The 21629-nt window shown below is 41.7% G+C and carries 19 protein-coding genes; 10 read left to right on the top strand and 9 right to left on the bottom strand.

Translation table 11 applies throughout. The features are described from left to right. The first annotated feature begins 13 nt into the window (after nt 1-13). From D464_RS0108050 to cdaA, 3 genes are all read left to right on the top strand, one after another. On the top strand, nt 14-1549 hold the full coding sequence (locus tag D464_RS0108050; protein ID WP_018910950.1) for a RagB/SusD family nutrient uptake outer membrane protein: 1536 nt from the start codon (nt 14-16) through the stop codon (nt 1547-1549). A 723-nt stretch (nt 1550-2272) separates the two neighbouring features. After that, entirely contained in the window at nt 2273-3115 is an 843-nt protein-coding gene (gene folP, locus D464_RS0108040) for a dihydropteroate synthase (RefSeq protein ID WP_024985922.1), read from the top strand. A 20-nt stretch (nt 3116-3135) separates the two neighbouring features. Further along, complete coding sequence (cdaA, locus tag D464_RS0108035) at nt 3136-3909, top strand: diadenylate cyclase CdaA (protein WP_018910948.1); 774 nt, start codon at nt 3136-3138, stop codon at nt 3907-3909. A 365-nt stretch (nt 3910-4274) separates the two neighbouring features. Here cdaA and D464_RS0108030 read toward each other — a convergent pair whose 3' ends face one another. Continuing rightward, entirely contained in the window at nt 4275-6020 is a 1746-nt protein-coding gene (locus D464_RS0108030; RefSeq protein ID WP_018910946.1) for a GNAT family N-acetyltransferase, read from the bottom strand. A gap of 176 nt (nt 6021-6196) precedes the next feature. On the opposite strand from D464_RS0108030, the gene pta reads away from it, so the two are divergent. Both pta and D464_RS0108020 read left to right on the top strand, forming a co-directional pair. Next, complete coding sequence (pta, locus tag D464_RS0108025) at nt 6197-7243, top strand: phosphate acetyltransferase (RefSeq protein WP_004384635.1); 1047 nt, start codon at nt 6197-6199, stop codon at nt 7241-7243. 226 nt (nt 7244-7469) lie between these two features. Next, the gene (locus D464_RS0108020) at nt 7470-8675 is read left to right on the top strand and encodes an acetate kinase (RefSeq protein WP_004384636.1); all 1206 of its coding nucleotides are present in this window, start codon (nt 7470-7472) and stop codon (nt 8673-8675) included. Nucleotides 8676-9319: 644 nt separating this feature from the next. Here the strand turns inward: D464_RS0108020 and D464_RS0108015 are convergent. Together D464_RS0108015 and D464_RS0108010 are read right to left on the bottom strand one after the other, a co-directional pair. Then, a complete protein-coding gene (locus tag D464_RS0108015) occupies nt 9320-10084 on the bottom strand; it encodes a UDP-2,3-diacylglucosamine diphosphatase (RefSeq protein ID WP_018910945.1) in 765 nt (254 codons plus the stop codon). A 46-nt stretch (nt 10085-10130) separates the two neighbouring features. Next, nucleotides 10131-10451 (bottom strand): metal-sulfur cluster assembly factor, encoded by a 321-nt coding sequence (locus D464_RS0108010; RefSeq protein ID WP_009433903.1) that lies wholly within the window; start codon nt 10449-10451, stop codon nt 10131-10133. 212 nt (nt 10452-10663) lie between these two features. Here D464_RS0108010 and D464_RS0108005 point away from each other — a divergent pair, with 212 nt between their 5' ends. Beyond that, nucleotides 10664-11431: a hypothetical protein gene (locus tag D464_RS0108005; protein ID WP_018910944.1), complete on the top strand. Its 768-nt coding sequence runs from the start codon at nt 10664-10666 to the stop codon at nt 11429-11431. Between the two features lie 33 nt (nt 11432-11464). Here D464_RS0108005 and radC read toward each other — a convergent pair whose 3' ends face one another. From radC to D464_RS0107990, 3 genes are all read right to left on the bottom strand, one after another. Beyond that, a complete protein-coding gene (gene radC / locus D464_RS0108000; protein WP_018910943.1) occupies nt 11465-12163 on the bottom strand; it encodes a RadC family protein in 699 nt (232 codons plus the stop codon). A 76-nt stretch (nt 12164-12239) separates the two neighbouring features. Continuing rightward, nucleotides 12240-12632, bottom strand: coding sequence for a four helix bundle protein (locus D464_RS0107995; RefSeq protein WP_018910942.1), 393 nt, complete (start codon nt 12630-12632; stop codon nt 12240-12242). Between the two features lie 129 nt (nt 12633-12761). Then, nucleotides 12762-13802: a glycosyltransferase family 2 protein gene (locus tag D464_RS0107990; protein ID WP_018910941.1), complete on the bottom strand. Its 1041-nt coding sequence runs from the start codon at nt 13800-13802 to the stop codon at nt 12762-12764. A gap of 169 nt (nt 13803-13971) precedes the next feature. Here D464_RS0107990 and D464_RS0107985 point away from each other — a divergent pair, with 169 nt between their 5' ends. Then, the gene (locus tag D464_RS0107985) at nt 13972-15171 is read left to right on the top strand and encodes a 1-acyl-sn-glycerol-3-phosphate acyltransferase (protein ID WP_018910940.1); all 1200 of its coding nucleotides are present in this window, start codon (nt 13972-13974) and stop codon (nt 15169-15171) included. 6 nt (nt 15172-15177) lie between these two features. Beyond that, nucleotides 15178-15864, top strand: coding sequence for a NigD1/NigD2 family lipoprotein (locus D464_RS0107980; protein ID WP_018910939.1), 687 nt, complete (start codon nt 15178-15180; stop codon nt 15862-15864). A 304-nt stretch (nt 15865-16168) separates the two neighbouring features. Here D464_RS0107980 and kbl read toward each other — a convergent pair whose 3' ends face one another. Next, nucleotides 16169-17356: a glycine C-acetyltransferase gene (gene kbl / locus D464_RS0107975; protein WP_004384645.1), complete on the bottom strand. Its 1188-nt coding sequence runs from the start codon at nt 17354-17356 to the stop codon at nt 16169-16171. A 184-nt stretch (nt 17357-17540) separates the two neighbouring features. Between kbl and D464_RS0107970 the strand changes: the two genes are divergently transcribed. Further along, nucleotides 17541-18494, top strand: coding sequence for an NAD-dependent epimerase/dehydratase family protein (locus tag D464_RS0107970; protein WP_018910938.1), 954 nt, complete (start codon nt 17541-17543; stop codon nt 18492-18494). Between the two features lie 109 nt (nt 18495-18603). On the opposite strand, the gene D464_RS0107965 is transcribed toward D464_RS0107970, so the two are convergent. Both D464_RS0107965 and D464_RS0107960 read right to left on the bottom strand, forming a co-directional pair. Continuing rightward, nucleotides 18604-19533: a M48 family metallopeptidase gene (locus tag D464_RS0107965; protein ID WP_026284663.1), complete on the bottom strand. Its 930-nt coding sequence runs from the start codon at nt 19531-19533 to the stop codon at nt 18604-18606. A gap of 134 nt (nt 19534-19667) precedes the next feature. Then, a complete protein-coding gene (locus D464_RS0107960; RefSeq protein WP_018910936.1) occupies nt 19668-20396 on the bottom strand; it encodes a Bax inhibitor-1/YccA family protein in 729 nt (242 codons plus the stop codon). A gap of 455 nt (nt 20397-20851) precedes the next feature. Between D464_RS0107960 and D464_RS0107955 the strand changes: the two genes are divergently transcribed. After that, nucleotides 20852-21328 (top strand): arginine repressor, encoded by a 477-nt coding sequence (locus D464_RS0107955; RefSeq protein ID WP_018910935.1) that lies wholly within the window; start codon nt 20852-20854, stop codon nt 21326-21328. Nucleotides 21329-21629: the final 301 nt, after the last annotated feature.

Below are 21629 nucleotides of genomic sequence, written 5' to 3'. Positions count from 1 at the left end.
AGAATTTTTGTTTATGAGAAAATATAATAAGAACATATATGGCTTGGTGCTCGCAGGCACCGTCCTGTTGGGTATGTCATCTTGTGGTGATGACTTCTTCGAGCAGAAACCAGCTGATTCTGTTCCTGCAGATAAGGCTATACAGAATAGTAGTGACCTTGGATCGGCTTATACGGGAATGTATGCTGCCTTGAAAGGAAGTAGTAAGTTGGTTGATTACTATGGGCAACAAATGTTCCTATATGGCGATCTGCACGGTGAAGACTTACAGTATAATACGTTCTACGGAAGTAATCGTGCGAACTTCTATTATTTGATGAGTTACACCACAGCATCCGACTTTAACCGTGACAATGCGATATGGCGTACACCTTATATCGTCATAGGTCGCGCTTGTCGAATCATTGAGGCTGCTGAAGGAGGAAAGCTGACTGATAAGACGGATGCGGCAGCTGAGATTGCTAAAGATCGTGCAGAAGCATTGGTACTACGTGCTATGGCAACCTTCGATCTGACCCGTGTTTACGGCAAGACCTATACAGAGGATAATGGTGCTTCATTGGGAGTTCCAGTGGTAACAAGCTCTTTGGAATCGAATGTAAAGCCTGCTCGTAGCACCGTGGCAGAGTGTTATACACAAGTCATCAAGGACTTGAATGAAGCAATTAGCTCTGGCGCATTGTCAACGGAGGTTACTCCCGGATACGTTAGTCTCTATGCGGCGAAGGCTCTCTTAGCACGTGTTTATCTGACAAAGGGTGATTGGGCTAATGCACTTAGCACTGCGGAAGACGTCATCAATAACTCTGGTAGGAGTTTATGGACTACTAATGAGTATGTCAAGGCATGGAAGAAAGACGATGCAGCACACGCCAAAGAGATGCTTTTCGAGTTATCTATCACCAATACGAGCGACTGGAATGACCGTGAAGGTATAGCCTATATGTATGCCGAGAATCGCTCTGATATCCCCGGTTATGGTGATGTTGTCGCAAGCAAGCAGTTCGTTGATCTCCTTGCTCAAGACCCTAAGGACGTTCGTGCAGATGTTTTCCTTGCGCCAAGCAAAGATGCTGCAAATAAGTTCAATGGTGCAAAGGTTTACTTGAATAAGATACCTGCTTACAATGGTGATGTTCGTTATGCAAATGTCCCATTGTTGCGTCTCTCTGAGGTTTATTTGATAGCTTCCGAAGCGGCATTCAAGGTCGGAAACACTGCAAAAGCTGCCCAGTACTTAAATGAGTTACTGAAGAATAGAACCACAGATGCGTCTCGTCTTGTTACAGCAGCTACTATCACGGCAGCCCGAATATCACTCGAACGTCGCAAGGAATTGGTTGGCGAGGGGCAACGTTTCTTTGATGCTATCCGCAACAATGAGACGATCACACGTTATACTAACGAATCCGACCGTGGTTGGAACTCTGTTCTTCCAGCGGAGGTACGCAGTTACAACCGTGATTACTACAAGTCTCTTGCAGCTATACCAAGCTATGAGACGGATGCAAACAAGAATATTAAGCAGAACGATGGTTATGGTCAATAACCGGTTTTGATGCCACTTAACCACTTATTATAAAACGCCGAGGATGTGTCCAATTGGGCACATCCTTCTTTTTTCCCGGATTCTTCTATCATTTGTTAGGAATATCTTTTACAAATTTAATTATCAATATAGAGCCAAATAGGAAGCGATATTCTTCAAAATAAAAACGTATATACCTTTTTTAGAAAACGTACCTCCGTTTTTATGAAAATGTACCTCCGTTTTTGGTGAAACGTATATACGTTTTGGTGAAATGTATATACGTTTTTAGTGAAACGTATATATGTTTTTGGTGAAAAGTACGTACTTTTTAGGTAAAAATAGGCTATTTTTTCGATTGATGGTCGGTTACTTCCGATTGAAAAGAATGTAAGATTTACGTAAAACGTTGGTTATCAGTGAGTTACACGATAGTTCGTAAACTTCTTCAAAACGCGCGTATTTGACCCAAAGGAGGGTGCTCTTCGATAAAAACGCAGTTATAAGCATAGATTTTAGCAGTATTTCTTTACAAATGTAGTAGGTCATTTCCGCTGGTTTCGTCCTATCTATACCATTGGATCAAATGCTCTTTTCGCCCTTTCTGAACGTTCTATTGAAGTTGAATCGTTGGTGAAAAGCATTGGAACTATCGCCTGTTTGCCTACTGAAACTTATGCTTTTCGCTAAAAAGGTTGGGCTTTTCTGATATAAATGTGCAATATTTACATTACCTTTGTGCCTATGGAGAAGATGAAAACATTGGGTGATGGAACGCCCATAAGCTATACTATCAACGTTCGTGGGCGTCTCATCGACTTGGGCGAACCGCTGGTGATGGGAATCATGAACGTTACGCCCGACTCATTCTATGCTAATAGTCGAGTGCAAACAGCTGAGGCTATCCGCCAGCGAGCCCATCAGATTGTTGCTCAAGGGGCTAAGATTATTGATATCGGAGCCTGTTCAACACGCCCCGGAGGCGTTGTTGTCAGTGCAGAAGAGGAGATGCAGCGATTAGCCTTTGCTCTCCCGATTGTCAAAGAAGCCGAGCCTGATGCCATACTATCCATTGATACTTTCCATGCTGATATTGCCCGAAGGACGATTGAGGAGTTCGGTGCAGATATAATCAACGATGTTGAGGAAGGTAAAGACCCTGAAATGTTCCGTACCGTAGCCGAACTTGGGGCACCTTATATCCTTATGTCTACCGCAGCTAACCTTCATGACATGCTTATCGACTTCTCTCGTGAGGTGCAAGAATTGCGCGATTTGGGGCAAAAAGACATTATTCTCGACCCTGGTTTCGGCTTCGGTAAGGATCCTGTAGCGGGCAATTACGAGCTATTAAGCGTCATGGAACGGTTGCAAGTAATGGAACTTCCCATCCTTGTAGGCATTAGTAGGAAGCGAATGATTCATCAACTTTTGGGGATTACGGCGGCTGAAAGTCTGAACGGAACAACCATTTTGAACACAATCGCCCTGCTGAAAGGTGCAAACATACTGCGAGTGCACGATGTTCGTGAGGCGGTTGAGGCTGTGAAGATCGTTGGTGCAATGCGACAAAATACTGTAAAGTGAAATAATAAAGACCCTCTTTTATGTTTTTTCCATTTGGTATAAAGGATGTAATCGACATCGTGCTCGTAGCATTGATGCTCTATTATATCTATCGAGTGATGAAGGAATCGCGTTCTCTGAACGTCTTCATCGGAATCATGTTGTTTGTTATTTTATGGCTTATAGTAAGTCAAGTCTTAGAGATGCGGCTCTTGGGTAGTATCTTGGATAAGCTGGTTTCTGTGGGAGTTATTGGTCTTATCGTTCTTTTCCAAGAAGATATTCGCCACTTCCTGTATAGCCTTGGCGCACATCGGAAGGTGAAAAGCATTATCAAACTATTCACGAAAACAAATAAGGAGGAGGTCGATAAGGAAGCGATTATGCCTATCGTCATGGCTTGTATGAGTATGAGCCGTGGAAAGGTGGGGGCTTTGATTGTTATTGAACGCGGTGTGATGCTGCAGGATATAGTGGAGACTGGCGACTTGATAGACGCTCGTATCAATCAACGACTCATCGAAAACATCTTCTTTAAGAACTCGCCTCTGCACGATGGGGCGATGATTATCTCCAAACGACGCATTAAGGCGGCAGGATGTATATTGCCAGTAAGCCACAAGCAAGATATTCCTAAGGAGTTAGGTCTGCGTCACCGTGCAGCCATGGGAATCTCACAAGATTCAGACGCATTGGCTATCATCGTTTCAGAAGAGACTGGTCGCATTAGTGTTGCCATACATGGTGAGTTCCAACTGCGCCTCTCTGCCGAGCAACTGGAGAGTATCTTGACAAAGGAGATGGTGCTGTCTTGAATTCAAAATTATGATTAGGTAGAGTTGACGAGTACACGAGTTAACGGGTTAACAAGTTATTAGTTCTGTTGGATGTAGTGCCACAACGTAGGGACAGACGCCCTCGTCTGTCCGCCCAATACCCCTGTTATTCATTGATATGTAGCTCATTTATCGGACAGACGAGGGCGTCTGTCCCTACTATATTACTCTGTCTTTCTTACTTTGTTACTCTGTCTTCCCTTCTTATTATGCTGTCCCTCGTTGGCAAGAACCGCTGGAACGAAAACAAGGAAACGCCCTTCTCAATGCGAGAAGGGCGTTCCTTTGTATCAAAGAAGGCGTCTCCTTGTAATGAGGAAACGCCTTCTTATATTCGAGCTAACCTAATTCAGCATTAGATTCATCTCTAATTTATCATCTTTGAAGATATAGTCTACCAGCTCATTGATTGTCAATGAACGTGTGTTCGGCAGTGGTTGATTCGTATGACAAACGTGCCCTTCCTTTATTTGGAAGTACATGTTATTCTTCGGAATATCCGAGTCATTATACACACGGAGGTTCTCTATGCGATCAGGATGCCGTTGAGCATAAAGCTCCAACGCCTTTTCAGCATTGATAATACGTATCATTCCTTGTATATTCTCCGTCTGTCTTTTAGCATTCGGGTCGATAGAAAGCTCAATACGATAGTCCTCCTTGATAATATCGAAACCCTCCGCATCATGCAATAGAACGCAATCTTTGGAACGTTGCCACTTATCGAACGAATCAAAGTCCATGTTGTCAACATCAGTAGGCGGTGCCGTTACCATGATACGCCGTGCATATCCGCACCGCTCATACCATTCATATAACCACTCTTCGGCAGGTATCAATGTTGCAAACACAATGTCCTTATGATAGAGGCGGAAGTGAGCTTGCGACATCAAATTGCCTCCCATGTTCTTCTTTCGGTACTCCTCACGCACACTAACACCAGAGATATAAGCCGTGCGCACCTCCTTGTCGTAGTATTTCATTGTATAGGGTAAGGCTTGAAGGGCTGCAACAGTATGCTTATCAGCCTGACAAGTGATGTTATATTCGGGCTTGAATACGCGGGAGAAATATAGCTCTATGAATGGTTCCACATCGTGGAAAGTGTCTCGCCATAGGCTGATAGTCTCCTCTTTAATGCGTTGCTGATCCTCTTCCTGTGCCAAGGGATATTTCTCCATGACTGCACTTTTCTCTAAAAGAATATCTGGCTTGTATGAAAGTTTGGCATATCTCAAGCCCTCAATACCAAGGTCTTCCTCACGATTCATGTATTCGTATTGCTCGGGGAGGTGTCTGGCGAACTCCTGATTGATGATAGAAAAAGCTCCTTCGTAGCTTGTGTCTGCCTTTTCAACGCATACATCGAACACCTTGTTGGTGATAGGCGAACCAAAGGTAAAGGCTATCAACTTATCATCTACCCATATTGTGCCACCGATAGCACCGATTTCATCCCATAAATCGAAGACACGTGTCATCGAACGAAGCTCTTCCGATAATTCTTCATCGCCCTCGGTATCCTCCTTTGTAACCTCTCGCCAGTTCTCTTCCACAGCTATACACTCTGGAATCATATCCTTTGTTAAGTCCTTATATACGTAGTTTGGGAATGTTTTACGAAACTTGTTACAGTGGTTTCGCTTACCTTGTAACTTCTTACCGGATAGTGTTGCGAGCTTTTCACGTGAGTAGATATAATCGAAGTGGTCACGGTCTGGTTTGATATCAAAGGTGTTGGGGAAGGTTGTCTCAAGTATTTCCGCCATATAACTGCATACACCTAGCATTAAGAAAGGGTGCCCTAAGGTGATAGAATCGTCCCTCATCTGTCGGACAACGGCAGCAAATCGGTCGCGCATAGCCTCGTCCCATGCACATTTCCACACTGGTGCCATATATGCGAGATGGTGCCCTGTATAAAAGCGGAACACTAAGAAGCCATCGACTTCAGCGATTTGTGTATTATAAAGAAACCTCCATGAGATGATATTTGCAAAGCTTAAATCACAGTTCTGACGGTCTCCACAAAGAGTATAGCTTTGTATTAGTTCGCGATCAGACGTCTTTACATCGTGGAATTTAATCATGTTGTCTATATTATTGTTAGGCTACAAAGATATGTAGAAAAGCTGGGATAGCCAAGAGGATAGCTCTTTTCTGATATAAAACAAGGGTCTTGTTTGGGATTCTAAGTTAATTTAACTATCTTTGCAGGTAGACATTTTAAAGACCGAAATACATTTATTACAATATAAAAAGAACTATGGATTTATTAGAGCAAATCGTTGCACGCGCTAAAGCCGATAAGCAACGTATCGTGCTCCCCGAGGCAGAAGAGGAGCGAACCCTTAGAGCGGCTGATAGGGTATTAGCCGATGACATTGCCAATTTAATCCTCATTGGTAACCCCACCAACATACATAAGCTCGCCACAGAGTGGGGACTTAAGAACATTGATAAGGCAACCATTGTTGACCCAGAGAATAACCCTAAGTGCGAAGAATATGCTGCTAAGTTAGCCGAACTACGCCAGAAAAAGGGTATGACCATCGATCAGGCACGTGAGTTGGTGACGAAGAATAATCTCTATCTGGGTTGTATGATTATTAAGACAGAAGGTGCTGATGGACAGATCTCAGGTGCACTCTCTACCACTGGTGACACGCTTCGCCCTGCTTTACAGATTATTAAATGTGCGCCAGGTATCACTTGTGTGAGTGGAGCTATGCTCATCCTCACCCACGAACAACAGTATGGTGAGAATGGAATTGTCGTTATGGGTGATGTAGCTGTTACTCCTAACCCAACTGCCGATCAGTTGGCTCAAATAGCCTATACCACTGCTGAGACCGCAAAGAGCGTTGCTGGATTCCAAGACCCACATGTTGCTATGTTGAGTTTCTCTACTAAGGGATCGGCAAAAGATGCTATCGACCGTGAGACGGGTAAGAGTGTTTACATTATAGATAAGGTTGTTGAGGCAACAAAGATAGCCAAGGAGAAGTTCCCAACACTGAAGGTTGATGGTGAATTACAGGCTGATGCAGCTCTAGTCCCTGCTGTTGCCGCTAAGAAGGCACCAGGTTCGGAGATAGCAGGTAAGGCTAATGTACTTGTTGTTCCCAACCTTGAAGTAGGTAACATCGGCTACAAGTTAATCGAACGTCTTGGTGGTGCAAAGGCGATTGGACCTATCCTCCAAGGTATTGCTCGTCCTGTTAACGACCTGTCTCGTGGCTGTTGTGTAGATGATATCTATTATATGGTAGCTATCACTGCATGCCAAGCTCAAGATGCAAAAAAGCTATAAAGAAGCCTCTCCTCTGCTCCTCTCCCAATGGAGAGAGGAGTAGTATGTATAGAGGGGGATGCTCCTAAGTAATTAAGTAATCAATAAAGAGTAAGGGAAGATAGTAAATTAGTGGGTTGTTTTTACCTATCTATAAGCAATGTTAGCGTATTATCCTATATCCGACAAAGCATTTGTCTTAACTCCATTTCACTTCCTTCACTCCTTTAACTCCTATAATCAAAATATGAAGATATTAGTTTTGAACTGCGGAAGTAGTTCTATTAAGTACAAGTTGTACGATATGAAAGACGAGTCAGTGTTGGCTCAAGGTGGTGTAGAACGCATTGGTCTTGATGAGGCTTTCATAAAGGTTAAGCTCCCTAATGGTGAGAAGAAACAAATCATGGCAGACCTTCCTACACATAAAGAAGGTGTAGCGCTTGTGTTCAAGGTATTGCTTGATTCTGAGATTGGTGCTCTAAAGAGTCTTGATGAGATAGACGCAGTTGGACACCGAGTAGTGCAAGGAGGTGACCTCTTTGAGAAGAGTTGTATCGTTACAAAAGAAGTAGAGGACGGTATTGAAAGTCTCATAGATTTAGCTCCAGTTCATAATGCTGGTCACTTGCGCGGATTGCGTGCTGTGGACGCTTTGATGCCTCACACGCCACAGGTAACAGTGTTTGATAATGCTTTCCATAGCACTATGCCAGATTATGCTTACCTATATGCTGTTCCTTATGATCTATATAAGAAGTATCATGTTCGTCGCTATGGTTTCCACGGAACAAGCCACCGTTATGTGTCACACCGTGTATGTGAAATGTTGGGTGTAGACATCAAGACACAGAAAATCATTACTTGTCATATTGGTAATGGAGCCTCTGTTGCAGCTGTTAAGAACGGTAAGGTCATTGATACATCAATGGGTCTAACGCCATTGGCAGGCTTGATGATGGGTTCTCGTTCTGGTGATATCGATCCTTCTGCTGTAACTTACTTGATGGAAAAACTCGGTAAGCAACCGCAGGAAATGGCAGACTTCTTGAATAAGGAAAGCGGTGTCTTGGGCATTACTGGTATCAGTTCTGATATGCGTGACATTGAGAATGCAGACAACGAGGGTAATAAGCTCGCTCATTTGGCACTACAGATGTATGCTTACCGCATAAAGAAGTACATCGGTGCTTATGCTGCTGCTATGAATGGTGTAGACATCATTGTATGGACAGCAGGTGTTGGTGAGAATCAGACCGGATTGCGTTGGGATGTTTGTCAAGACATGGAGTATCTTGGTATTAAGTTGGATAAGAAGCGCAATGAGGTGCGTGGCGAGGAGCAGATACTCTCTACTGATGACTCAAAGGTAAAGGTTGTTCTCGTCCCAACTGACGAAGAGATCGTTATTGCACGTGATACTCAAGAGCTTGTTAAGGACTTGAAGAAGTAATATTTGAGTTTTCTCTCGGATATATAATATTAGCTGATAGGCTATATCAAAAGTTGAGTTACGATTGTTGTGACTCATCCATAGTTTCATTCATAGTGTGTTTGCACAATCATGTTTCACTATGACTTGTTGTGGATAAGGACTTTTTGTATAGCCTATCATTTTTATTTTTGCTGTCATTCCTGTCATTCTTCCCAGCCCTATAAACGGTTTGTAGACAGCCAGTTAACCGAAATGTTAAAAGTGACAGCAACTGAAATAAAAATAAAACTATGATATGGTTGGATTCTTTTATATTATTTGTTGTTACCAATAGATGGATGCTAAGAATGAAGAAGACCGTTTTGTAAGATGAAGTTATTATAAAAAGCGAAAGGTAGTTATCTCACGACAACTACCTTTCTTTTGACTAAACTTAATCTACAAACCTGAGTTTTAATTTTATATTATGAATATCTTATAGTCTACTTAACTTATCAGTTATGTATAATTGATAGATCTCTTTATGTGAGAAGATTATCTCTTAAGAGACAATGCAAAGATACGAGATTGTTTTGTAACATCCAAATACTTTCTAAAGAAAATGAGTTTTTATAGCTAAAAAATAACTTTTTATCTTGATAATAGCCTTATTTTTGCTTTTGTTAAGGTTTGCTTTCGCCTTCAACGTACTCTTCCAGGAATAAATGCTCACCATCGAAGACAACATAAGTGAACTGATTTATCCAGTCGCCAAGTATCAGCATGCGCACTTTTCGTGATAGGGTGAGGTCTAATTCGATGTGGCGATGACCATAGAGGTAATAATCTACGTCTTTATGCGTGCGCATGTAATCTTTTGTGTAACGCACTAAATATTCTTTATCTTCGCCCATGTAGGGTGCTTCTTTCCCATCGGCACGTTTCAATCGGCTCTTTTTTGCCCAATTTAATCCCAACTGCATACCCCACCAAGGGTGGAAGAAGTTGAGTAATCGTTGGCATCCACGATTGTGAAAGACCTTCCTCAAGAACCGAAACATTGGATCTGGATCACCTAGTCCATCGCCATGTGCAAGATAGAATACCTTATCATATATCTCGGTAGTGATGGGTTGACGATGCAGGATGACGCCACATTCCTCTTCCAAGTAGCCGTAAGTCCAAAGATCATGATTGCCAGTAAAGAAGTGCACCTCTACTCCCATGTCTGTTAACTCTGATATTTTCCCTAAGAAGCGGGTGAATCCTTTTGGAACAACATACTTATATTCGTTCCAAAAGTCGAACATATCCCCAAGCAGGTAAATAGCTGCTGCTTTGTTCTTAATGCTATCCAAGAATCGAACCAAGCGACGTTCTTGTGTACGCCTGTGCTTGATGGCTAGCGAACCAAGGTGTGCGTCAGATAGAAAATAGATATTTTTCATGTCTTTGAAATTTATGTGAACGGGGTGTCAGGAGTGTTGAGAGGCTTTATTCAAAGCCTAGTTCAACACGTGCCTCTTCGGACATCATACTTTGATCCCATACTGGGTCAAAGACGAGATTGATGTTAGCTGACTTTATTCCCTCAACACTTTCCACCTTTGTGCGTACATCTTCAAGGATGAAGTCGGCGGCTGGGCAAGAAGGAGCTGTGAATGTCATATCCATGTCAAGATTACCTTTCTCGTCTACATCTATCTTATAGATCATACCGAGATCATATATATTTACAGGTATTTCTGGGTCATAGACGGTCTTCAAAACATCAACGATTTTCTCCTCAATCTGCGTCTTTTCTTCTTGTGTCATATATTTAATTGGGTGTTTATTAATAATGTTTCTTTTGCAAAGATAGTGCCAATGAGTGCAATAAAAGCTTGCTTTTAAATTGCCGAATGCAGCCTATCTTCTGCAAAGATAGTAATTTAAAACAATAATCACAATAGCTTGCTAAGGAAAGAAGGTCATTTATCTTGGTTTTACAAACATATTATTGTATATTTGTGCAATGATAAAGAAGGATGATTATCATGGGCGATTGGTATAGTTGGAATATCACTTATCAAAATAAGAAGCCTGTAAGGATTACTGTTCGGGACGCTCTCGGAACACATGAGGTACAGCCTGGCAGTGCTAAGTGGAATGCTATCTTGGCTGAAGCTAATCAGTGTGCGCGAAAGAGTAAGGCTACTTCTAAAGTACAGAGAAGGAAGATTTGGGGACAACTTAATTTTAATGAAAAGCGTACCAAACTGCTTGTTTCGCTTGGCGTAGCACTCTTTATTTTCTTATTACCTCTTTGTATATATCCAAGTTACTTCGGTTTACATACACGAGAAGGTTATTGTGGACTCTTTTTGACAGCTCTTCTGTTCTCTTTCGGAATAGCTGTTAGCATCTTTGGCATCTTTTGTTGGCGTGTTAAGGAGTATAAATGGTATACCAAGATTGGTTTTACTATTTTGGGGATAACTTCTCTTTTCCTTATTATTAGGGGTGTTACAGCTTATATAAAGGACTTTGTGGATAATGATGCTGTTACTTATGAAGGCTCATTTACGCTAGACACAATAGTTCACAGGCGTTCTTTTACCAATTATGTTATTACATGGGAAGGTGACACCATATCCTCTTCTCCAGAGCATCTTATTAGCTATGCACATTACTTGGAACTAGAGCATTATAATAAGGTGAGAATTACTTATTGGCGGAACTCTGGTCTAGTTTGGAGTGTAGAGCCCTTAGGTGAGTGGCACGAGGTGGAAAGAAAGAACTGGTGGGAGTGGTAGACTATTGTTTGTTTTTGTGCTTCGATAGAATTCTTACAGTCTTCCCTCTTCACGATAAGAGTAATATTTTCCATCAGTGAGGACTACATGATCAGCAAAGTGGATGCTTAGTAGTTCGCAAGCTTTCCGTATGCGATTGGTGAGAAGATCGTCCTCATGGCTGGGAGAAGTGTTCCCGCTGGGATGGTTATGGCAAAAGGCAAGGATGGTAGTGTTCTTCATCAACGCCTCTTTCATCATAAGTCTAATGTCTATCGGAGCCATTGTCAGTCCACCAATCGAGATACGTTTCGCCTCAATGAGACGGAAGTTTTGCTTCATCATCAGTATCCAACCCTCTTCGATGTCGAGGTCTTGAATGGTCGTGTACATATAGTTGTAAATGGCTTCGGCACTATTCAGTAAGGGTGCATCTTCTACTTTTGCACGTTGCCTCCGTTTACCCAATTCGCATGCAGCAAGTATCGTTATCGCCTTTGCCGGACCAATTCCTTTGTATTCTTCCAAGCGATGCAAGGATAGCTTCCCCAATGTGTTTAGATTATTATTGCAGTCCTTTAGGATTCGTTTCATTAGATCGACAGCACTTTCATTTGCCGTTCCGGAACCAATAAGGATAGCCAACAGTTCGGCATCACTAAGCGCATTTGCTCCCAGTCTCTCCAGTTTCTCACGTGGGCGGTCAGCCTCTGCCCAGTTGTTAATAGCGATGTTCTTTAATTCAAAATTCATAATTCAAAGTTCAAAATTATGATTACTTCTGATGCTTATGATTTATATAATCAACTCGAAATCAGGATTAGTTACGTTAGTATTTTACATCTTCTCCGTTCCTAATGTTCCTTTTTTTCGTAATAATGATAGCTGATAAGAGCTTGATAAGTTCTATGTTGTCATTGCTTATCGACGTATGTCCATAGTCACTAATATAATTCCCAACAAGTAGTTTATCGATCCAGTATTTCGTTTCCTGTGCTTCTTTTAGTGCGATCTCGAGCTTGTGAATAAAGTCAGCAGAGCTTTGTGCACTTTGACTTTCTATAAAGTTAGCACCTATATTTGTACCACTTCGCAAGAGTTGTTTTGATAGTATGTATTCTTGTTTACTATCTTTCAGGTATTGATATAACCGTATGATTCTATTGGTGAAGGCGTTAACTTTCTCCATTAGAATGTTTTTCTCTCGTTTTAGCATAGTCATTTTCGGTTTTTAGTTATATTCCGGTAGTTTATAGAAAACTGATTAATGAATTAATCTTATCAATCATTTCCCTCCATCTTAAGCATCAGAAGTAATCATAATTTTGAACTTTGAATTATGAATTTTGGATTAACTATAGAAGTTCCGTTCGTAGGCAGCGAACTCATCGTGGCTACATACGCATCGTTTCCACCATGCGTTGAGGAAGCCACAGCCGTAGCCCATGAGCTGATAAAAGGCTGCACGGATGCTTAAGAAGCCTATCTTCAAGCTGTGGTTTTGCTTTGTTGAGTCAATGCAGATGATGGTGCTGTAAAGGAATAGGGGCAATATGCCTAAGACGAAGAGGCTCCAACCCAAAGTTTTAGCTGATGTGCAAACCATTGTGAGAAGCCCACAAAGGATCATCAAAGTAAGGAAGATAACCCCAAGCGTGAATACCATTGGCAAGAGATGGACAATCTTCAGCGACTCAGGATACTTCTTGTAGAGATTGATGCGAGCGATCCCCGAGTTGTAAACCTGTCGCCAGAACTTACGGAAGTCGGTGCGTCTTTTATGCCACACCCATGCTTCTGGGAAGAGACGACAGCGTTTCCCTGCCTTGAAGATACGTATGGAGAAGTCGATATCCTCACCAAAGCGCATCTTGGAGAAACCGCCTAATTCCCTGTAAACATCACGACGAATACCCATGTTAAAGGAGCGTGGATAAAACTTATCCAACTTCTTCTTTCCTCCACGAATGCCCCCTGTTGTGAAGAAAGAAGTCATTGAGTAAGAGATTGCCTTCTGCGTATCTGTGAATGAGTCATGTGCTTTGTCTGGTCCTCCGAATGCATCAGCAGGTTTCCTCTGAAGTTCCTCGTCAATAGCTTGTAGATACCCCGTTGGAAGTACAACATCGGAATCGAGGATGAGTAAATACTCCCCCTTCGCCCGTTCAGCACCATAGTTTCGGCTCTGACCGGGACCTGAATTCTCCTTATAATAATAATGTAGATCGAGCTTATCAATATACTTGTTGCAAACGTCCTTACATGGAACTTTCGAGCCATCTTCGACGATGACCACCTCAAAATCAGTCTCTTTTTGATGGAGAAGACTCTCTAAAAGCTCATCAACCTCGTCTGGTCGGTTGAAAACGGGTACTATAATGCTGTACTTCATAACGTTGCAAAGATAACACTTTGTTTGTGAACTGCAAGTGAATTGAGCTATTATATGCTTTGAAAGAATTGTTAATCTTCTGTTAAACGATGGTCTTCTGTTTTAGAGATTGGTCTGTTTTACTTATATTTGTACAAGTTAAATAGAAACAAACAAATTACTTATAATTATGAAGATACCATCGGAGTTTGATCCTATTCGCCCCTTTGAACCAGAAGAGTTACCGGCAGTCTATGATCGTATTCTTGCTGATAAGCAGTTTCAACAGGTGTTAGCATATCTTTACCCTGATGTCCCTATGGCAATACTGGAGCAGAAGATGCGTGCTTGCAAAACGAATCTTGAGTTCCAGAAAGCCTTTTGCTATCCTTTCTTGCAGCGTTTGGTGACAACCTTGAGCTTAGGTTGTAGCATGGACGCAACTAACATTGACATTCATAAAAGGTACACTTTCATTAGCAACCATCGTGATATTGTCCTCGACTCAGCCCTCTTGGACAAGTTACTGATTGATGTTGGCTTCTCAACGACATGCGAGATTGCTATCGGAGACAACCTCCTCTCTGCTGATTGGATACGTGATTTGGTGCGTATCAATAAGTCGTTTACAGTTGAAAGAGCCTTACATTCGGTAGAGATGTTGCGTGCCAGCAAGCGAATGTCCGAATACATCCACTTCGCAGTGGCTGAGAAAAACGAGAATGTATGGATTGCGCAGCGTCAAGGTCGTGCTAAGAACTCTAACGATCTCACCCAACCTGCCATCTTGAAAATGATGGTTATGGGCGGAGAAGGGAGTATCATCGAGCGTTTGAAGCAGTTGCATATCGTTCCGCTATCCATCTCTTATGAGTATGACCCATGTGATTACCTCAAGGCAAGAGAGTATCAATTGCGCCGAGACATACCTTTCTGGAAGAAAACAGCCGAAGACGACTTAGAGAGTATGTTGATTGGAATCAAAGGTTTTAAGGGTCATATCTTCTATAGTTGTGCGCCGTGTATTGACGAATGGCTCGATACTTTGGATACGGATTTACCAAAGAATAAGCTCTTCGATGCGATCGCTTCGCATATTGATCACGAAATCCATTGCAACTATAAGCTCTATCCTGTCAATTACATAGCCCTTGATATGATTCAAGATACAAAGGCTTACGAAGAGTATTACACGCAAGCTGATTACGAGAAGTTCGATGCTTACATCGCAGGACAGATTGAGAAGATCAATATCGAGAACCGAGATGATAAGTTCTTGCGCACTTGCTTGCTCACTCAATACGCTTATCCTGCTAAGAATTACATTGACGCATCTTCTGAAAGCGGGCGTTTGAAGTCGTTGTTGAATCGTCTTACTTTTAAGAAATAAACCTCTGTGAGCACGAGAGCCAATAGTAAGATACAGGGCACAATGACCATGGTAATGTTGCTTGTAACATTACTTATGGTTGTTGCCTGCAAGCATGACTTCTTTGAGAAGGGTGATTCTGGCTTGTCATATCTCAACACTGACTTTGTAGAAGTGCGTACAAATGAGGCTGCCGAATTGGTTGAGGCTGTCACTGATAAGGGTGAACTCTTGAAGTTGCAACCTCATTTGAAGAAATTGTGGGCGATGACATCTGATACAACTTATCGTGCTTTGCTTTATTATGATAAGGTTGTTGATGGCAAGACAAAGGCTATTGAGGTGAGTCAAGTACCTGTTCTGCGCATGAAATTAGCTCTTAATGTTGATGTTGTGCATACTGATCCCGTTGTTTTTGAGAGTGCTTGGATAAGCAAGAATCGCCGTTATCTGAACTTAGGATTATCTTTGAAGACGGGTAGGGCAGAGGATAAGAAAGCCGTACAATCGTTAGCAATGGTTGCTGATGCGGTGAGGAAAAGGGCAGATGGCGGTCGGAACTTCTACTTACGATTGTATCATGCGCAGAACGGAGTACCTGAGTATTATAGTTCACGTGTGTTTGTTAGTATGCCAATGACGGACATTCAGTCCGGAGACTCTATTATTTTAGACATCAATACATATAAGGGGATGGTCAGAAAACGCTTCTGATAACATCCCTTTTGGTATGTCTTTCTGTCGCACCACATTGTTTCTTATTGTTTACGAACTATCCTTCTTTTATCCTCTGAACCCTATTCTAAATATAAGATAAAGGTTATCTCTGCTTGAAAACATACTTTCTTGCTCAAAAAAATAGACTAAAAGTTATTCTGAATTAAACTATTCCTCTGAAAAAAATAAACTAAAAATTAATTCAAGGAAGCCTTTTTTCGGACATAAGAAAAGCTGTATCGTAATTGAGATACAGCTTTCCTTGATTTTAATATATGGTTTTCTGTATGCGTATATACGTTTACTTCAGTACGCCCAGTTCCTTACCAACCTTGATGAAAGCGGCGATACACTTGTCAAGCTGCTCTCGGTTGTGACCTGCGGAGATTTGAACTCGAATGCGAGCTTGCCCCTTTGGAACCACTGGATAGTAGAAACCTGTAACGTAGATACCCTCTTCGAGCAATTTAGCTGCATATACTTGAGACAGCTTGGCATCGTAGAGCATAACGGCACAGATGGCACTTTGTGTCGGTTTAATATCAAAGCCGGCAGCCAGCATGTGGTCTCTAAAGTAGTTAACGTTCTCTACCAGCTGGTCATGAAGGGCGTTGCTCTCTTTCAACATCTTAAATACTTCAAGGCTCGCACCGATGATGCAAGGTGCAAGAGAGTTGGAGAAGAGGTATGGGCGACTGCGTTGACGAAGCATTTCAATGATCTCCTTTCGTCCAGTAGTGAATCCTCCCAATGCTCCACCGAATGCTTTTCCTAAGGTTCCAGTGTATATGTCCACACGACCATAGGTCTTGCACAATTCGCTAACACCATGACCAGTAGCACCAACAACGCCCGCTGAGTGTGATTCATCAACCATTACGAGGGCGTCATACTTCTCTGCAAGGTCGCAGATCTTGTCTATTGGAGCCACATTACCATCCATTGAGAACACGCCATCAGTAACGATAATGCGGAAACGTTGTGCTTGTGCCTCTTTCAAACAACGCTCTAAATCGCCCATATCTGCGTTGGCATAGCGATAACGTTTAGCCTTGCAAAGGCGCACACCATCGATGATGGAGGCATGATTTAACGCATCCGAAATGATTGCATCTTCGTCTGTGAACAATGGTTCGAACACACCTCCATTAGCGTCAAAGCATGCTGCGTAGAGGATAGTGTCTTCTGTCTTGAAGTACTCGGAGATAGCTTTCTCAAGCTCTTTATGTGCATCTTGTGTACCACAGATAAAGCGTACTGACGACATACCGAAGCCTCTCTTGTCCATCATCTTCTTGGCACCTTCAATCAGACGAGGGTGATTGGAAAGCCCCAAATAGTTGTTAGCACAGAAGTTAAGAACCTCTTTGCCTTTTACTTCAATCGCTGCACTCTGTGGGCTTTCAATGATTCTTTCCTGCTTGTAAAGCCCCGCTTCTGTTATCTCTGCAAGTGAATTGCTGAGATATTCTTTCATCTTTCCATACATAACATTAGATTCTTTAATTGTTATTAAGGGCAAAGTAAGGTATAAAAAACGAGAATAAGGATGTTTTACAATGCTTTTTTGTCATAGAATCAGTATTTTTTATAATTTTAAGATATCGATGAGCTCTATTCGACAAAAATATGTTTACTTTGCATCAAAATAGATTATCAACTTATCTATATATATGAAAAATGTTTTGGTGATAGGCTCTACTGGGCAGATAGGCTCAGAGCTTACCAGGGAATTGAGAACGTGTTATGGCAGTGAGAACATCGTCGCTGGTTATATTAAAGGGGCTGAACCTACGGGCGAACTAAGGGATGCTGGTCCTTGTGCAGAGGCTGATGTTACAAACCCGCAAATGATTGCGGAGGTTGTAAAGAAGTATCATGTTGATACGATCTATAACCTTGCAGCATTGTTATCTGTCGTGGCGGAGAATAAGCCACAGTTAGCTTGGAAGATTGGTATTGATGGTCTTTGGAACATCTTGGAAGTGGCACGTGAGAATCAATGTGCGGTCTTCACACCGAGTTCTATTGGCTCTTTCGGTTTGAGTACACCTCATACGAAGACGCCACAAGACACGGTGCAGCGTCCGAGAACCATCTATGGTGTATCGAAGGTGACCACGGAGTTGTTGAGTGACTACTACTTCAATAAGTATGGAGTAGATACTCGTTCGGTGCGTTTTCCAGGCTTGATCTCTTATGTGACACCTCCCGGTGGTGGTACAACTGACTATGCCGTTGATATCTACTACTCGGCTGTTCGTGGTGAGAAGTTCGTGTGCCCAATTAAGAAAGGTACACTTATGGATATGATGTATATGCCTGATGGCTTGCGCGCAGCGATCTCTTTGATGGAAGCTGATCCATCCCGTTTGGTTCATCGTAACGGCTTCAACATTGCTTCGATGAGCTTTGATCCTGAAGAGATATTCAATGTCATTAAGCGTCATAAGCCCGACTTTGAGATGGAATATAATGTTGATCCACTCAAGCAGAGCATTGCCGACAGTTGGCCAGACAGTTTGGACGATACTTGCGCACGTGAGGAATGGGATTGGAAACCACAGTTTGATTTGGAATCCATGACGGTTGATATGCTAAAGAACTTAGAATTAAAATTGAAATAGTCCTTTTAAAGATAAAAGAGAGGCAGATTATCATCCTGATAACTGCCTCTCTTTCTGTTAATAAATTAATGTATAAGCATACTGCTGACAATGTCAGAATATACTTTTATTATCTTCTTTTTCCTTTAGAAGCTGGTTTCTTGCCTACAGCCTTCTTACCAGTAGAAGTCTTGTTTGTACCTTGCTTGTTGGTTGCCTGACTATTAGATGTAGTATTCTCTGGTTTTATCTTCTCTGGCATCTTATTCTCTGGGCGAGCGAAACCATCCTTCATTGCGCGCTTACTCATAGTCTTGATGCGCTTGTCAAGGTCAGGATGTGACGAGAACATACGCTTCCATTTACCCTCCTTTTGGATGCCTTGGTCTTCTTCGAGCTTCTTTAACTTCTCGAAAGATAGTGCGATAGCCCATGGATTCTTGCCATTCTTCTTCAAAAACTCGTATCCGTAAGCATCGGCCTGACTCTCTTGTTTCTGTGAATAAGTGGCATTGAGGAGCGATTCTCCTAGTTCGCCAAGTTGCGAATCAGTCAATGCTGCAGCCTTACCATTGGTAGCTGCGAGTCCATCTTTGAGTGCTGAGGTGAGTAGGGAAGTGCGGAATCTCTTCTTAGAGTCCTTATGTGCAACGTGCCCAATCTCATGTCCAATAACCCCCAAGAGTTCCTCGTCGGTCATAATGTCCATCAGAGAAGAGAATACGCGTACACTTCCATCAGGGCAGGCGAATGCGTTTACGTCTGTGACATAATACACTTTGAAGTTCAAAGGTATTCCTTCAACATTAGTGAGACCTTGCGTTAGCTTGTTTAGACGCTTTGTGTAAGGGCTGCGAGCATCGCAAACTTTGTTGTTCTTATCCAACCAAGCAACATATTCCTTTACGTAATTTGCCATGTCAGCATCTGTTAAAGTGACGGCTTTAGCTGCTTTTACCGCTCCACTTGCTGCCTTCCCGATGTTGAACTGTGCTTTCATTGGTGTTGTTCCGGCAAGGAGTAATGTGGCAATACATACACTGTAAAATCTCTTTCTCATCATGAATTATTTTATTTGTTAAAGTTAAATTGTCACAAATATATGGATATTCTTTTGAATAGTCAAACCTTCATAGACTTTTTTTCATTAAAAAAGGACGACCTTCTAAATCGTCCTTATGATAGTTGAGTGGTCTAATCTCTGTTATTTCCAAAGAATCGGAGGAGATAGAGGAAGAGGTTGATAAAGTCGAGATAAAGACTCAATGAACCGAGGAGTGCTATCTTTTGAGCTGATTCGCCAGCGTCAGGTGCCATGAGAAGATTGCGTTTGATTGCTTGTGCGTCCCATGCGGTTAGCCCAGTGAAAACGATTACGCCGATGATGCTAACGATATAATCCATCGTAGAACTTTGTAGGAACATGTTGACAAGGCTTGCTATAATCAAACCAATTAATGCCATGAAGAGTATTCCGCCCATCTTTGTTAAATCCTTCTTCGTGGTTGATCCTATCAAAGCCATTGCCCCAAAGGTTCCCGCAGTGACGAAGAATGTTTTGGCAATGATGGCTATATTGTATACAGCGAATATCCATCCGAGGGTCAGACCATTGATGGCTGAGAAGAGGATAAACCATAGGGTTGCACTGGCAAGGGATAGTTTATAGATGCGGGATGATAGATACCATACGATACCAAACTCTACTAAAGCAGCAATAAGTATTGGTCCTTTGCTAATGTAGAGGGCTTGGATGAGTGCAGGAGAACTACCTGCACCATAAGCAACGATACCTGTAATGGCAAGTGCCATTGCCATCCATACATATACTTTACGCATCAGTGCTGGGAATGCACGTGACATTTCTAATTCGCGATCGTGGTTGTTAACCACATTTGAATAGTTGTTGAAATCCATATTCATGTCTCTTTTATTTTGTTTTCAGTTTATTTCTTGTTGATAGAGGAAGGTCTCTAATGGTTCTCAATGCTTTTCTCTATGCTTCAATTGATATACAAACGTTATGCCATTCGAATGCAAATATAGTTGAAAGAGGAGAGTCTGACAAATATAATAATTGTTTTTTGCATCTTTTAGGAGTGTGGCGACAGGCATTGTAATACACCTTTTATATATAGGGGCTTTAAAGTCTGATTTATAAGGAGGTCTTATGTGCCTTTGTCTTAGTTTTCTTTTTTATTGAGGAAGGGGTTTTATTACTTTGGAGAATACTATTTCGTGCTTTATGCATGTTGTTGGTAATCTTCTGTAATATTATGACTTAAAATTAAACTCTATCGTTACTTTTATGTAAATGTACTTGCTTTTTATAAATTAAATATCTATATTTGTTGCGTTAAAGGTATAAATATGCGCGTATGAAAGTAAAGAATAGTAGATTAGAAGCTTTGAAGATGTTGATATCCAGTATGGAACTTAGTTCGCAGGAGGAGGTCTTAAGAGCTTTAAAAACAGAAGGTTTTCAATTGACACAGGCAACACTTAGTCGTGACTTGAAGCAATTGAAGGTAGCTAAGGCTGCTTCTATGAATGGTAAGTATGTGTATATTTTGCCAAATGAAACTATGTATAAGCGTGTTACCACACCCCGAAAGGCTACGGAGATGTTGCAACGTAGTGGTTATATTTCTGTGAAAATATCTGGACAATTGGCGATAGTGAAGACTCGTCCGGGGTATGCGAGTGCAATTGCATACGATATAGATGCGAGTGATTCGGATCTTATTTTAGGTACAATCGCTGGGGATGATACGATCTTTGTTGCCATCCGTGAAGGTGTTACGCGTGGGCAAATTTTACGTGTTTTATCGTATGTTATCCCCGAGATTGGATAATATTTGACTTTTAGTAATTTATTTGCTTGCTATATATAATATGGTGTAATACTTCCTTAGGCTTGTATTTGTTACCTTGAAAAAGAAAATTACTATATTTTTGAAACTTTTTCTTCAAAAGATTTGGAGGTTTGCTTTAAAGTCCATACCTTTGCATCCGCTTTTACGAAATAGGCGGTTCGCTTATAACGTATAGAGTGATAAGAAAAGAGTTCTTTGAAAAGATTTACATAAACAGAGAAGTAGTACAAGAAGCGTCTGTTTGGTTATGAATCAAACAGATGGGTAAAAGAAACGAACC

Source organism: Prevotella veroralis DSM 19559 = JCM 6290, assembly GCF_000377625.1.
Taxonomy (GTDB): Bacteria; Bacteroidota; Bacteroidia; order Bacteroidales; family Bacteroidaceae; genus Prevotella; species Prevotella veroralis.
Note: the sequence above shows the minus strand (reverse complement) of the source record. Positions and strands in the feature narration are given on the sequence as shown.